This window comes from Rahnella sp. GSA61A, from assembly GCF_019969905.1.
Lineage (GTDB): Bacteria > Pseudomonadota > Gammaproteobacteria > Enterobacterales > Enterobacteriaceae > Rahnella > Rahnella aceris.
Map to the genome: position 1 here is coordinate 118,353 of NZ_JAHXYO010000004.1, position 13,562 is coordinate 131,914.

The 13,562-nt window shown below is 50.6% G+C and carries 12 protein-coding genes and 1 pseudogene; 7 read left to right on the forward strand and 6 right to left on the reverse strand.

All coding sequences use genetic code 11. The annotated features are described in order from the left end of the window. The first annotated feature begins 124 nt into the window (after positions 1-124). Complete coding sequence (locus tag LC431_RS26295) at positions 125-256, forward strand: hypothetical protein (RefSeq protein WP_255563053.1); 132 nt, start codon at positions 125-127, stop codon at positions 254-256. A 373-nt stretch (positions 257-629) separates the two neighbouring features. Further along, complete coding sequence (locus LC431_RS06990; RefSeq protein WP_013578137.1) at positions 630-1,736, forward strand: ABC transporter substrate-binding protein; 1,107 nt, start codon at positions 630-632, stop codon at positions 1,734-1,736. A gap of 66 nt (positions 1,737-1,802) precedes the next feature. On the opposite strand, the gene LC431_RS06995 is transcribed toward LC431_RS06990, so the two are convergent. Together LC431_RS06995 and LC431_RS07000 are read right to left on the reverse strand one after the other, a co-directional pair. After that, positions 1,803-2,405 carry a glutathione S-transferase gene (locus LC431_RS06995; protein WP_013578138.1) on the reverse strand — a complete coding sequence of 201 codons (603 nt, stop codon included), beginning with the start codon at positions 2,403-2,405 and terminating at the stop codon, positions 1,803-1,805. Between the two features lie 4 nt (positions 2,406-2,409). Further along, positions 2,410-3,261 (reverse strand): alpha/beta fold hydrolase, encoded by an 852-nt coding sequence (locus LC431_RS07000; RefSeq protein ID WP_014416672.1) that lies wholly within the window; start codon positions 3,259-3,261, stop codon positions 2,410-2,412. 101 nt (positions 3,262-3,362) lie between these two features. Here LC431_RS07000 and LC431_RS26390 point away from each other — a divergent pair. The 4 genes and pseudogenes from LC431_RS26390 to btsR form a co-directional block, all read left to right on the forward strand. Continuing rightward, positions 3,363-3,545 (forward strand): annotated as a pseudogene (locus LC431_RS26390) (LysR family transcriptional regulator); the annotation flags it as partial. 63 nt (positions 3,546-3,608) lie between these two features. Next, entirely contained in the window at positions 3,609-4,259 is a 651-nt protein-coding gene (locus LC431_RS07010; RefSeq protein ID WP_223509655.1) for a substrate-binding domain-containing protein, read from the forward strand. Positions 4,260-4,492: 233 nt separating this feature from the next. Further along, complete coding sequence (locus LC431_RS07015) at positions 4,493-6,181, forward strand: sensor histidine kinase (protein WP_013578141.1); 1,689 nt, start codon at positions 4,493-4,495, stop codon at positions 6,179-6,181. Beyond that, positions 6,175-6,894: a two-component system response regulator BtsR gene (gene btsR, locus LC431_RS07020; RefSeq protein WP_013578142.1), complete on the forward strand. Its 720-nt coding sequence runs from the start codon at positions 6,175-6,177 to the stop codon at positions 6,892-6,894. Before LC431_RS07015 ends, btsR begins: the two co-directional genes overlap by 7 nt. Before the next feature lie 30 nt (positions 6,895-6,924). On the opposite strand, the gene yjiA is transcribed toward btsR, so the two are convergent. Genes yjiA through LC431_RS07035 form a run of 3 tightly spaced genes read right to left on the reverse strand, consistent with a single transcriptional unit; the run spans position 6,925 to position 10,327 of the window. Then, the gene (gene yjiA, locus LC431_RS07025; protein ID WP_013578143.1) at positions 6,925-7,896 is read right to left on the reverse strand and encodes a GTPase; all 972 of its coding nucleotides are present in this window, start codon (positions 7,894-7,896) and stop codon (positions 6,925-6,927) included. A 13-nt stretch (positions 7,897-7,909) separates the two neighbouring features. Then, positions 7,910-8,113: a YbdD/YjiX family protein gene (locus LC431_RS07030; RefSeq protein WP_013578144.1), complete on the reverse strand. Its 204-nt coding sequence runs from the start codon at positions 8,111-8,113 to the stop codon at positions 7,910-7,912. Between the two features lie 60 nt (positions 8,114-8,173). After that, positions 8,174-10,327 (reverse strand): carbon starvation CstA family protein, encoded by a 2,154-nt coding sequence (locus LC431_RS07035; RefSeq protein ID WP_013578145.1) that lies wholly within the window; start codon positions 10,325-10,327, stop codon positions 8,174-8,176. 367 nt (positions 10,328-10,694) lie between these two features. On the opposite strand from LC431_RS07035, the gene LC431_RS07040 reads away from it, so the two are divergent. After that, the gene (locus LC431_RS07040) at positions 10,695-12,131 is read left to right on the forward strand and encodes a glycoside hydrolase family 1 protein (protein ID WP_013578146.1); all 1,437 of its coding nucleotides are present in this window, start codon (positions 10,695-10,697) and stop codon (positions 12,129-12,131) included. Between the two features lie 168 nt (positions 12,132-12,299). Here LC431_RS07040 and umuC read toward each other — a convergent pair whose 3' ends face one another. Further along, positions 12,300-13,562 carry a translesion error-prone DNA polymerase V subunit UmuC gene (gene umuC, locus LC431_RS07045; protein WP_223509548.1) on the reverse strand — a complete coding sequence of 421 codons (1,263 nt, stop codon included), beginning with the start codon at positions 13,560-13,562 and terminating at the stop codon, positions 12,300-12,302.

Here is a 13,562-nt window from a genome sequence, read left to right on the forward strand (position 1 = left end):
GCAAAATAGTCGCGTTAACCGGCCGTTAGCCAACGAATAATAATCATAGTCGAGGATGAAAAAGAGGGCGATCCTGTGGGATATTAAACCCCGGCACAGAGGCCGGGGCATTCACGGAAAAATTATGCTGGCATCAGGAAGAGGAGGTGAAAAAAACCAGAGAGATAATGAAAGAGACGAGGGTCCCGATGAGCAGCATGCATTTGCTCGGCGTGAAGAACTTCTTGTTCTGATTGGCTTTATAAGCCTTGATTAATAACCACAGCATCACGATGCCAATGATAATAAATATTACGCCACCTGATATACTCGCGACTGGAGCCATATAAGTATCCTTCTCATCAGTAAATTTTAATTATAGCTCAGCATCTGAGAAGCGTTTTCCGCTTCATATTAACAGTTATCACCCGAACTCATCTCAGGCGCTCCCTTTTGCCCGACCTGCGGCAACATGCAGTTGTGACTGTACTGATGCAGCCGACCAAACGTATAATATCCCGCCGCGATGAGGGCATGGCGGCATTACCGGGTTACGGCGACTTAAGTTAAATAAACCGTGCAATAAACCGGTTGCTATAAAAATAATTTTCAGCCTCAGATAATAATCACACAATACCTAAGGGAATTAAATGAAGTTACTTCATGGTTTGCTTTTTATGCTGTCAGTCGTCATCACCGGACAGTCCGGTGCCGCAACAACGACACTGACTGATGTTCTGGGAAATAAAATAACCTTAGAAACCCCGGTGAAAAGAGCGGTATTAGGTTTCTATTTTGAAGATTATATGGCGGTCGGTGGTGAACAGGCATTTGATCATATTGTCGGTATCTCCCGCGAAGCCTGGCATGGCAAAGTCCCTGCGAACTGGGATATGTATATTAAATACCGTCCGTCCATTGCCAACATTCCGGATATCGGCGAAATCGACCTGCACAACGTGTCGCTGGAAAAAGTGATTAGCCTGAAACCGGATGTGGTTATTTTAGCCAGCTGGCAGTACGCCGCCCTGAAGTATGAAGTCACGCAGCTTCAGAGCCTGAATATCCCGGTTGTCGTGCTCGATTACAATGATCAGACGGTGGAAAATCATGTGAAATCCACGGAAATTATCGGGATATTAACCGGCCAGACTGATCGCGCGAATGAGCTTGCCCGACTTTATAAAAATAACATCACGCTGATTGAAGACAGGATCAGACAGGCGAATCTGCCGAAGCCAAAAGTCTATATTGAGTTTGGCAATAAAGGTCCGGCGGAGTATTCATTTACCTATGGTGAAAATATGTGGGGGGTGATGCTGCGTCTTGCAGGTGGTGAAAATATTGCGGCACCTTTCGTTAAACAGTGGGGCGAAATTAACCCTGAGCAGTTGCTGGTTGCCAAACCGGATGTCATTTTTATTTCCGGCAGGGAGAACAATAAAGTCGATACGGCGTTAGAAATGGGCATCGGGGTCAATGAAGCCACAGCAAGAGCAAAACTCAACGGATTTGCTCACCGTGACGGCTGGAGTTCATTACCGGCAATTAAAAACGACAAACTCTTCGGGGTTTATCAGGGCGCATCACGGACGCTGGTGGATTTCACCATGGTGCAGTTTATCGCCAAGTCCCTTTATCCTGATTTATTCAGGGATATTGATCCGGTGAAAAACTATCACGATTATTATAAAAAATACCTGCCTGTCATGCCGGTGGGAACCTTTGCGTTATCGGCCAGTGAGAAACCACACTGATCGTGGATTTTCCTGTTAATCGATCCCTTTCAATCCATTTGCTCTCTTTGAAAGGGATCGGTGTACTTACACCCTGGGTGTTGCCAGAAATTGCGGTCGCTGTTCGGCCCGCTGTGTGAAGCTGTTCGCTTGCGCATACTGGTCGGCGTTCATGATATCTGGCAGCATCGATACCGTAAAACTCCAGGCAACGGCGATGCTGATACCGGCTACAGTCAGTATATCAGGGGCGCTTTCCTGCAGGCTGTCATCAAGCATTTGCCATGTCCCCCGGAGCTGTCGGGTCACCCGATCAACCCAGGGCTGATGTTGCTTTTCCTCCGGCCTGAGGCGTCGTTCGTAAACGAGTTGCACCGCTTTTTCACAGGCTGTCAGAGCAAGTCCCGTGAGGCATAATTCCCGCAGGCCTTCCGGCCCGGACTCGGGGGGATTGCCAAGAGAGCGGGTGGACAGTTTCTCCAGATAGCTGATGATTAAGGTTGAGTCCATCAGTACCTGATTGTCTTGCGTGATAAGCGTGGGGACTTTGACCGCCGGGTTAATTTTCACCAGTGTCTCAAAATCGGCAAACACCGAGAGCGGACGATGTTCGAAATCAATACCCAACACTTTCATACAGATAGCCACGCGTCTGACATAGGGCGAATCCAGCATTCCGATCAGAACCATAGTGTTACCTCACCTCATTTTTGTTAATAAATTCGACTACCTGTCTGGCTACAGGCAGTGGAGCATCTTCCATCAAAAAGTGTCCGGCCTGCTCATAGATATGCAGCGTGGAAGACGAAATATCGCGTTGCAGACGCTGGCTATATTCAACGGGCTGCCATTCATCTTCTTTCCCCCATAAGATCTGTACGGGCAGATTCAGAAGAGGGAGCTTCTCCGCAAAGTCTGCCGTGTAACAGGAATTATAGTGAGCGACCTGATGTTGATAAAATGAGGCCTGCTCCACCACGCCACAAAGTGGCGCGAGATAACTCTCCAGCCGTTCCCCTGTCATCACTTCCTTTTTAAAAACGGCCATCTTTAGCTGGCGTGACATCGCAATACAATGTTGGCTGGCCGGTATCAATGCATATTCCGCATAATTATCCCGCATGTCTTTCCATGTAGGCGATGGCCAGGAGTCGTAGCTTGGAATATCGGCGAGGGTGAGTGTCTGGAGGCGGTCCGGGTAATCGAATGCCAGCCGAAGTGAAATTGCCCCACCGATGTCGTGACCCAAAAAGTGTGCTTTATCCAGTTGCCAGTATTCAAGCAGTCGTAGCAGAAAAGTCACCTGTGAGGCTACCGATGTATCCGTTTTCACCGGGCGTTCGGATGCGCCGAACCCTGGAAGGTCATACAGATGAACACGAAAGCCTGCGTCGACAAATATCGGGACGAGTGTCTGCCAGATGACAGAATGCGCAGGCGTGCCATGAACCAGAATCAGTGGCGTGCCTGAGCCGTGGACCCCCGTCGCAATGCGACAACCCTTTATCACAACGTGTTGAGTCAGTAATGGATTACAACCTGGCATAGTTTGCTCCGCTTTTATTCAGTCTGAGCAGGCTATCCGTTGACTGAATATGACGCCAGTGACATTCTTTCCCTCTGGTAACCCACTTTTGTCATAATAAAATGAATAAACGCCTCTCCGTTGATTCGCTCAGGGTGTTCAGAACCGTCGTTCAAACCGGCAGTATGAGCAAAACGGCTTCACTCCTCAGCCTGAGTCAGTCTGCTGTGAGCTGGAAACTCAGGCGACTTGAAGATCAGCTTCAGTGTCAGCTCCTGACACGTCACGCAGGGAAAGCCTGCCCGACTGAAAAGGGCAGCGTGTTACTCCAGCATGCGGTGAAAATACTCAGCGAACACGATAACGCTGTGGCCTATTTTTCACCTTCGGCATTGCGCGGAAAGCTCCGTGTTGGGGTAACTGAACACATTTCTCTGACAGAAGTGTGTTCAGTTATTGCTCTGTTCACTCACCATCATCCTGAGGTGGATGTCCAGCTGGTTGTTGAGCAAAGCCATCTCCTGCGTCAGCATTTTTCTGAGGGGGGACTGGACATCATTTTACACCAGGATTTCACGGGCATGGCCAGCGGCGAAGACAAGGTACTCTGGACAGAAAAATTATACTGGTGTGCACCTCCTTCGTGGCGGTATGCATCCGGTAATCGCCTTAAACTGATCACCTGGGGGACAGATTGTTTTTATCGCCGTATGGCTGAGGAGAAACTGAATCAGGCTGATATTACCTTTATGGTGATGCTGGAGTGCCCTTCAGTGGCAGGTATGCTTGCGGCGATAAATGCAGGCCTTGGGGTGGGAATAATGAATGAATTCAGCATCGCAAAACCGGTTAGCGATCTTTGCGAACTTGAACAGAGGATGCCGTTGCCGTCGGTGGATTGTCTGCTACGTGTGAATGAACACCGCTATAACCCTGCAAGTGAGGCTTTCTGTCTGATACTGAGCCGGCTGATGCAGAGATCTGCTAAGGCGGGGGATATCAATAGCAGTCAGTCATGATTTTATCGGAGAGGCATGCGACTTTCTGATTCATTAATATCGGGTCGTGGTGGCTGCATAATACATATTACCGTTTGCTGAACGGCATCTTTAAATAGTTTTCTGATATTTCATTTAGAAGAATATTAAATTTAATTCGTCAATAAAAATATTCCCATTCTTCTGGCGGGTTCAAGGTAAATTTTATCTGAGCACGATATATTTTCAGCTTGTCGTATTTTGGATGCCCGGGAATGTACGAATTCAATTTGATATTGCTGCTGTTACAACAAATGTGCGTGTTTTTGGTGATTGCTTGGCTGATGAGTAAAACGCGGTTATTTATTCCGCTGGTTCAGGTGTCGGTTCGGCTGCCGCATAAGTTATTGTGTTACATCACGTTTTCCATTTTTTGCATTATGGGAACCTACTTTGGCCTGCATATCGAGGACTCTATTGCCAATACCCGCGCGATTGGCGCCGTGATGGGCGGGTTGCTCGGCGGCCCGGTGGTCGGGGGGTTAGTGGGGCTGACCGGCGGGATCCACCGTTATTCAATGGGCGGTATGACGGCGCTGAGCTGCATGATTTCAACCATCGCCGAGGGATTATTAGGGGGTCTGGTACACAGCGTTTTGATCAAACGTGGACGTATCGATAAGTTATTTAATCCTCTGGTAGCGGCTGGTGTCACCTTTGTTGCAGAAATACTGCAAATGCTAATCATCCTGCTTATTGCCCGCCCGTTTCACGATGCGCTTAATCTGGTCGGCAGCATTGCCGCACCGATGATGGTGACGAATACCCTCGGGGCCGCGATGTTTATGCGTATCCTGCTGGATAAGCGGGCAATGTTCGAAAAATATACCTCGGCGTTTTCGGCCACCGCGCTGAAAGTGGCCGCCTCGACGGAAGGCATTTTGCGACGCGGGTTCAACGAAGAGAACAGCATGAAAGTGGCGCAGGTGCTGCTGAAAGAGCTGGATATCGGGGCTGTGGCGATTACCGATCGTGAGAAATTGCTGGCCTTTACCGGTATCGGCGACGATCACCATCTGGTGGGCAAACCCATCGCATCACAATATACCTGGCGTGCTATCGAGAACGATGAAGTGGTGTATGCCGACGGCAACGAGATGCCTTACCGCTGTTCACTGCATCCCAGCTGCAAGCTGGGTTCAACCCTGGTGATCCCGCTGCGGGGTGAAAATCAGCGGGTGATTGGCACGATCAAATTGTATGAAGTTCGCAACCGTCTGTTCAGCTCCATCAACCGCACATTGGGCGAGGGGATTGCCCAGTTGCTGTCGGCGCAGATCCTCGCCGGTAAATTTGAGCAACAAAAAGCGTTGCTGGCACAGTCTGAAATCAAGCTGTTGCATGCTCAGGTTAATCCGCATTTCTTATTCAACGCCCTCAATACGTTAATGGCGGTGATCCGCCACGACAGTGATAAAGCCGGTCAACTGGTGCAGTACCTGTCGACCTTCTTTCGCAAGAATCTCAAACGCTCTTCTGAAGTCGTTACGCTGGCGGATGAACTGGAGCATGTGAATGCCTATCTGCAAATCGAGCTGGCAAGATTTCCGACGCAACTGAAGGTGGATTTACAGGTGCCGGAGGCCTTTTCTGATCAGAGCCTGCCTGCTTTCACCCTGCAACCGTTAGTGGAAAATGCCATCAAACATGGCACTTCTCAGTTGCTGAGCAATGGCAATATTGTGATCCGCGCTTACAGTGAGGGCGAAATGGTGATCATCGAAGTGGAAGATAACGCCGGGTTATATCAGCCGGAAGAAAGCAGCGACGGGTTAGGTATGAGCCTGGTCGATAAACGTCTGCGGGCGCGCTTTGGCGATGATTATGGCATTACGGTCAGTTGTAAACCGGATGATTTCACCCGCGTCACGTTACGGCTGCCTGCGGAGGGTGCGCCATGTTAAGAGTGCTGATTGTCGATGATGAGCCGCTGGCGCTGGAAAATTTACGCTTACAGCTTCAGGATGAAAGCGATATTGAAATTGTCGGTGAATGTACCAACGCCATTGAAGCGATCGGCGTGATCCACAAAATCCGCCCTGACATTGTCTTTCTTGATATTCAGATGCCGCGCATCAGCGGGCTGGAAATGGTCGGCATGCTCGATCAGCAACATCGCCCGCACATTGTTTTCCTCACCGCGTTCGAGGAATATGCGGTGCAGGCGTTTGAACAGTGCGCGTTTGACTACTTACTCAAACCCATCCAGGCGGCGCGGCTTCAGAAAACGCTGGCGAGATTACGACTGGGCTATCAGGAGCAGGATGTCTCACAGTTACCGCAATATCAGCAGCCGCTGAAGTTTATCCCCTGTATCAGCAGTAACCGTATCTGGTTGTTGCAGCTTGAAGATGTGGCTTTTGTCAGCAGCCGGGTCGGCGGGGTGTATGTCACCGGACAGGACGGCAAAGAGACATTCACCGAACTGACCCTGCGCACGCTGGAAGTTCGTACGCCGTTGTTACGTTGTCACCGGCAATATCTGGTGAATATGGATTATCTGAAGGAGATCCGTCTGGAGGATAAGAACCAGGCGGAACTGCTGCTGCGTGATGGTCAGATTGTGCCGGTCAGCCGCCGCTATCTGAAATCACTGAAAGAGACGGTGGGGCTGTAAACCCCGCCGCTTTTCTTTTGGACACATGGCTCAGACAGAGCTGGCCGGACGCAGCCGGGCAAAGGCCGCGCGGATTTCAGTTTCGGGCAACTGCATGCCAATGAAAACTAACGCACTGCGCGGCGTTTCGTCCGGCAGCCACTCGCGATCCCAGTCGGCGCTGTAGAGGCGCTGTACGCCCTGAAACAGCAGGCGGCACGGGTGATCGGCTATCCATAACATCCCTTTATAACGCATCAGGTTATCGGCAAAACTGGCCAGCAGTTCTTCCATCACCTTCGATATCGCGGTCAGCGCCACCGGATAATCCAGTTCCACCACAATCGAGGAGACGGTGTTTTGCTGTGGCGCGAGGCGGTGGAACAGCGGTCTGGCGGCGACCACGTCTTCCTCCAGCATAAATCCGCGAGTATCAAACAGCAGCGCCGGATCGATATCCCCCTGAACTGTTTTATAAACCGGTGCACGGGCATTAATGCGTTGCAGCCGCTCCGTCAGCTCAGGACATTCACCGGACACATCAGTTTTAGTCAGCAGGATACGGTCAGCGTAACCAATCTGCGACTGCGCCAGCGGGAACTGATCCAACTGAGACATGGCATGCACGGCATCCACCAGCGTGATAACGCCATCTAACACATATCTTTCACAGATGACTTCATGCGCGAAAAACGCCTGAAGGATTGGGCCGGGGTCGGCCATGCCGGTGCATTCGATTATCAGCCGGTCAAACTGCACCTCGCCTTTATCTACGCTGTCGAGCAAATCCAGCAGCGCCGATTCCAGCTCGCCCGAACGGGTACAGCAGATGCAGCCGTTGGATAAAGTGGTGATCCGTGTGGCACGGTCGCCAATCAGCTGGTTATCGATGGGCATCTCGCCAAATTCATTCTCGATCACCGCAATTTTCATCTCGTGCTGAGTATGCAAGATCTGGCGTAAAAGCGTGGTTTTCCCGGCACCCAGGAAGCCTGTTAATACTGTCACTGCAATTGGCATCATAATTTTATTCCCCTTAACAACAGCGCATTCCGCCTTTACCATCCCCGCCGTAACGCGCCTGCTGACGCTCGCGGAAAAACTCCTCGTAGGTCATTGGCGGTGTATCCGGGTGGTTGGTCTGCATATGCAGGACGTAGGTGTCGTAATCCGGTATGCCCACCAGCATACGTGCGGCCTGCCCGAGGTATTTCTTCGCCGCACCTAAGTTGTCAAACATACGTACTCCTTTGAATTTATGCTGAAAAGCCCCGCGGGTGCGGGGCTTTGAGGTAAACGGTCAGTGCCCGGAGGAGATTTTTATCCCTTCCGCAGGAACCGGCACATAAGGCGTTTCCTTATCGGTACGTTTGTCGGTTTTACGTGCCTGCAGGCAGGCGCGGATACCGTAGAAAATGATGCTGTACACCACAATCAGGAACAGAACACTCAGCCCGGCGTTGGTGTAGTTGTTGATGACAATATGGTGCATATTGCTGACTTGTTCTGGTGTCAGGTTCGCGCCGCCAGTGGCAATGCGTTCTTTATACTGACCGGCCATGTAGAAGAAGCCTTCCATCTGTGCATTGGTGCTGAACAGTTTCAGACCCAGCGCCCAGGTGGTGCAGATAAGCAGCCAGATGGCTGGCAGCATGGTGACCCAGATGTACTTCGTACGTTTCATTTTCACCAGAACGACGGTGGCGAGGATCAGCGCGACGGCGGCCAGCATCTGGTTTGAGATACCGAACAGCGGCCACAGACTTTTCACGCCACCCAGCGGATCGACCACGCCCTGATACAGCAGATAACCCCACAGCCCGACACAGCCTGCGGTGCCGATAATCCCGGCGATCAGTGAATCGGTTTTTTTCAGGAACGGGATAAAGTTACCCAGCAGATCCTGCAACATAAAGCGGCCGGAACGGGTGCCCGCATCCAGTGCGGTCAGGATGAACAGCGCTTCAAACAGAATGCCGAAGTGATACCAGAAGCCCATATCGGCCAGCGGCATAATTTTGTGGAATACGTGCGCAATCCCGACGGCCAGCGTGGGTGCACCACCTGCGCGGTTCAGCACTGAGGGTTCGCCGATGTCTTTCGCCGTTTGCATAATCTGCTCAGGCGAGATCACAAATCCCCATGAACTGACGGTTGCTGCAGCGTGCGCCGTGACGTCTTTCAGTTGCGCCAGAATCATCGGCGCATGATCACCGCCCAGTTCGTGCAGGTTTGGCATGGTGATGCCCAGACCGGCTGGCGGGGTATTCATGGCGAAGTACAAACCCGGCTCGATGATTGATGCCGCGACCAGCGCCATCACTGCCACGAAGGATTCCATCAGCATTGCGCCGTAACCGATAAACCGTGCATCGGTTTCGCAGGCCAGCAGTTTAGGCGTGGTGCCGGAGGCGATCAGTGCGTGGAAACCAGACACCGCACCGCAGGCGATGGTAATAAACAGGAACGGGAACAGCGCACCTTTCCACAACGGACCTGTGCCGTCGATGTACTGGGTCAGGGCAGGCATTTTCAGTTCCGGATTGAGGATCACGATACCGATCGCCAGCCCGACGATAACGCCGATTTTCAGGAACGTTGCCAGATAATCACGCGGCGCCAGAATCAGCCACACCGGCAACAGAGCGGAGACAAACGCATAACCAATCAGGGTAAAGGTAATGGTGGTGTCTTTGAAGGTCAGCGCCGGACCCCAGTAAGGATCGCTGGCGATAACGCCACCGAACCAGATAGCCGCGACAAGCAGGATCACGCCAATCACCGAGATCTCACCCACGCGACCCGGGCGGATAAAGCGCATGTAGATGCCCATAAACAGGGCAATCGGCACCGTAGAACACACGGTAAACACGCCCCACGGGCTTTCAGCCAGTGCTTTCACCACGATTAAGGCCAGCACCGCCAGAATAATAATCATGATCAGGAAACAGCCGAACAGGGCGATAGTGCCCGGCACCGGCCCCATCTCTTCTTTGATCATCTCGCCCAGGGACGCACCGTTCCGGCGTGAAGAGATGAACAGCACCATAAAGTCCTGCACCGCACCGGCCAGAACCACACCGGCCAGCAACCACAGAACGCCCGGCAGATACCCCATTTGCGCGGCGAGCACAGGTCCGACTAACGGACCCGCCCCGGCGATAGCGGCAAAATGGTGGCCGAACAGTACGTTGCGGTTGGTCGGCACATAGTTCAGGCCGTCATTGTTGATTACCGCAGGCGTCGAGCGCGAAGGGTCGAGTTTCATGACCTTTTGCGCGATATACAGGCTGTAATAGCGATAGGCCACCAGATAAACCGAGACAGAGGCCACGACTATCCATAAGGCGCTGATATGTTCACCCCGCCGCAGGGCAACCACACCCAGACAGCAGGCACCGAGGAGAGCCACAATCATCCACGGTATGTGCTTGAATAATGCTTTTTTATTCATAAATAACCCGGTTATTTTAAAAGACTCACGAAATACCCGTCTCTGTTTTCTTTATTAAGGACCGCTTTCAGAGAGGCAGGGACCTGTTTTGTTACACACTTTACTGCCCGCATAGGGTGCCAAATTCGCAGGCGCGCAGGGGGGAAACTTGGTAAGCGGTCACAGAGGGAGATAAGCGGTTATTACGCGGAATAAGCGGTTCAGGGAGCGATTAATGCAGCAAAATCTGTGATTTAGATCACTGCACCGGTTATGCCTGAAAGCCCGGGCATCGGCGTAACTTTTGTGGCAGAGCCGTGTTTTGACAGGTAAATTATTCATTTGCTAAATGATCCGAGGGATCAATCAACACATTCAGGGAGTTTTTATGAAAGGTAAGTTTCCGCAAGGCTTTATGTGGGGCGGGGCAACGGCGGCCAACCAGGTTGAAGGTGCTTACGATCAGGATGGCAAAGGGCTGTCGATTGTCGATGCAATTCCGGGTGGCAAAGCGCGTCTGAACATCGTTTCCTCACCGGAGTTTGATTTCACCCTTGATACTGCAAACTACACGTATCCCAATCATAAAGGCATCGATCACTATCATCGCTTTCAGGAAGATATCGCGCTGTTCGCGGAAATGGGATTCAAATGTTACCGCTTTTCTATCGCCTGGACCCGCATCTACCCGAACGGTATTGAGCAGGAACCTAACGAAGCGGGGCTGAAGCATTATGATCAGGTGATTGATGCCTGTATTGCGCACGGCATCGAACCGGTGATCACCATTTCCCATTATGAGATGCCGCTCCATCTGGCCACTGCGTTTGGCGGCTGGAAAAACCGTGAACTGATTGGTCACTTCGAGCGTTTTGCCCGCACGGTGCTGACCCGCTTTGGGCATAAAGTGAAGTACTGGATGACTTTCAACGAGATCAACAGCGCGGCGCATTTCCCGATCATGAGTCAGGGGCTGACGGTAAAAACCGGCGCGCTTGAGGCGCAGGCGAAATTCCAGGCGTGGCATAACCAGTTTGTCGCCAGCAGTCTGGCGGTCAAAATCGCCCATGAAACCAACGCACAGATTCAGATTGGTTGCATGATCCTGTTTGCCACCAACTACGCTTATGACTGTAATCCGGTCAATCAACTGGAAACCCTGAAAGAGACGCAGGCGTTTAATTTCTACTGCGCCGACGTGCAGGCCGGTGGTAAATATCCGTATTACGCCAAAAGTTTGTGGAAGTCTCAGGGTGTTGAACTGGATATTCAGCCGGGTGATTTAGCGCTGATTAAAGAACATACGGTGGATTACATTGGTTTCAGCTACTACATGTCTTCAACCATCAACAAAACCAATCCTGACGCGGTTTCGGCGCAGGGCAACTTGCTTGGCGGCGCGCGCAATCCGTTCCTCGAAGCCAGTGAATGGGGCTGGGAAATCGATCCGGTCGGCCTGCGGATTGCCCTCAATCAACTGTACGATCGCTATGAAAAGCCGTTGTTTATTGTCGAGAACGGGCTGGGCGCCGTCGATAAGCCGGATGAAAACCACTTTATTGCCGATGATTACCGTATCAACTATCTGCGCCAGCATATTCAGGCGATGGCTGAAGCCATTGACGACGGCGTGGAACTGATGGGTTATACCCCGTGGGGATGTATTGATCTGGTGAGTATGTCTACCGGTGAGATGAGTAAACGCTACGGTCTGATTTATGTCGACCTCGACGATAAGATTTCCGGCACCGGTAACCGTTACAGGAAGAAATCGTTCCACTGGTATCAGAAAGTGATCGAGACGAACGGCGCAGATATCAGCTGATATTCCCCCGCCAGGTTTGAAAACAGTCCGGGTGATAGCCGGACTGTTTTCACCGACCTTAAGTCAGCAAGTCATCGAAGACGCTAGCGCTGATTTTCGTGAGCGTGGCGAACGTGAGTGGCATTCATCAGAGGCTGTTTCCTTTCCTCGTGGCTTGCATGAATAATTTCACCTCGCCACTGGTAAGTCTGAATATCGGGTTGTGTAAGCGGGAGAAAGCATCTCCCGTTTCATCGCCCAGTTTTTTTCAATACCCTGTCCTGCAAACCAGATCTTTCCTTTCCCGGAGTTATTTAATTTATCGATAGCCTCCATTAACGCTGCACTGTTTTTTCGTGGAGCATTATCGTCAAATAAATTTAGCTGCGCTACTCCATTACTGAAAAAATCAGCCAACATAACGCCAGCCTTCATATATTGATGGCCATCAACCCATATTCTCTTCAGGGAGTTCGTGGCCGAATTTATAATGTCACGAGTATCATTAGAAGGGGTCAGTAGCTTCATGGATGCTTGATTTCCATAGTATGTTTCATTATGTGCGTGTGGGCTGGTATGAAGGAAAACACTAACGAAACGGCAGAACTGGCGCTCACTACGTAGTTTTTCTGATGCTCGCTCAGCATAGTCACAAATGGCTTGATGCATATCCGAATACTGAGTTATGCGGTTGCCAAAAGATCTACTGCAGATGATCTGTTGTTTTTCTGGTGCAAACTCTTCCGGTTCAAGACATTGTTCACCTCGAAGTTCACGAACAGTCCTTTCGAGAACAACATTGAAGTGTTTTCTTATTACCCATAATGAGCTTTCAGCCAGGTCAAGTGCTGTATTAATACCCATTGAATTAAGTTTCTTACTAATTCTCCGACCAATACCCCAGACATCCTCAACAGAGATAATTGCCAGTAGCCTGCGCCGACGTTCAATATTCGATAAGTCGACAATGCCACCAGTGCCACGCCATTTCTTGGCTGCATGGTTAGCTAACTTTGCTAATGTCTTTGTTTGTGCAATACCAACCCCCACAGTTAATCCTGTATTTTTAAATACTCTATTTTTCATTTCATGACCGAAGCAATTTAGGGGCATGCAATTTATTACCCCAGATAAATTAACGAAGGCTTCGTCTATTGAGTAAACTTCGATCGAAGGAGACATTTCAGTTAGCGTCTGCATAACTCGCTCACTTAGATCGGCATAAAGTGCATAATTAGAACTGAATACATAAACCCTGGAGCTATATGTATTGTTTTTTATTTTAAAAAATGGCTCACCCATTTTAATACCAAGGGATTTTGCCTCGGCTGAGCGAGAAATAATACAGCCATCGTTATTGGAAACGACGACAACAGGCTTCCCCTGCAAGTCTGGCCGAAAAACAGTTTCGCAAGAAGTATAAAAACTATTTACGTCGATGAGAGCAAACAT

Bases quoted from the DNA above. Each gene is read 5' to 3' on its own strand.
- btsR (WP_013578142.1), top strand. From the start codon at position 6,175: ATGTTAAGAGTGCTGATTGTCGATGATGAGCCGCTGGCGCTGGAAAAT.
- umuC (WP_223509548.1), bottom strand. From the start codon at position 13,562: ATGTTTGCTCTCATCGACGTAAATAGTTTTTATACTTCTTGCGAAACT.
- LC431_RS06990 (WP_013578137.1), top strand. From the start codon at position 630: ATGAAGTTACTTCATGGTTTGCTTTTTATGCTGTCAGTCGTCATCACC.
- LC431_RS07000 (WP_014416672.1), bottom strand. From the start codon at position 3,261: ATGCCAGGTTGTAATCCATTACTGACTCAACACGTTGTGATAAAGGGT.
- LC431_RS07015 (WP_013578141.1), top strand. From the start codon at position 4,493: ATGTACGAATTCAATTTGATATTGCTGCTGTTACAACAAATGTGCGTG.
- LC431_RS07035 (WP_013578145.1), bottom strand. From the start codon at position 10,327: ATGAATAAAAAAGCATTATTCAAGCACATACCGTGGATGATTGTGGCT.
- LC431_RS07030 (WP_013578144.1), bottom strand. From the start codon at position 8,113: ATGTTTGACAACTTAGGTGCGGCGAAGAAATACCTCGGGCAGGCCGCA.
- yjiA (WP_013578143.1), bottom strand. From the start codon at position 7,896: ATGATGCCAATTGCAGTGACAGTATTAACAGGCTTCCTGGGTGCCGGG.
- LC431_RS07040 (WP_013578146.1), top strand. From the start codon at position 10,695: ATGAAAGGTAAGTTTCCGCAAGGCTTTATGTGGGGCGGGGCAACGGCG.
- LC431_RS06995 (WP_013578138.1), bottom strand. From the start codon at position 2,405: ATGGTTCTGATCGGAATGCTGGATTCGCCCTATGTCAGACGCGTGGCT.
- LC431_RS26295 (WP_255563053.1), top strand. From the start codon at position 125: ATGCTGGCATCAGGAAGAGGAGGTGAAAAAAACCAGAGAGATAATGAA.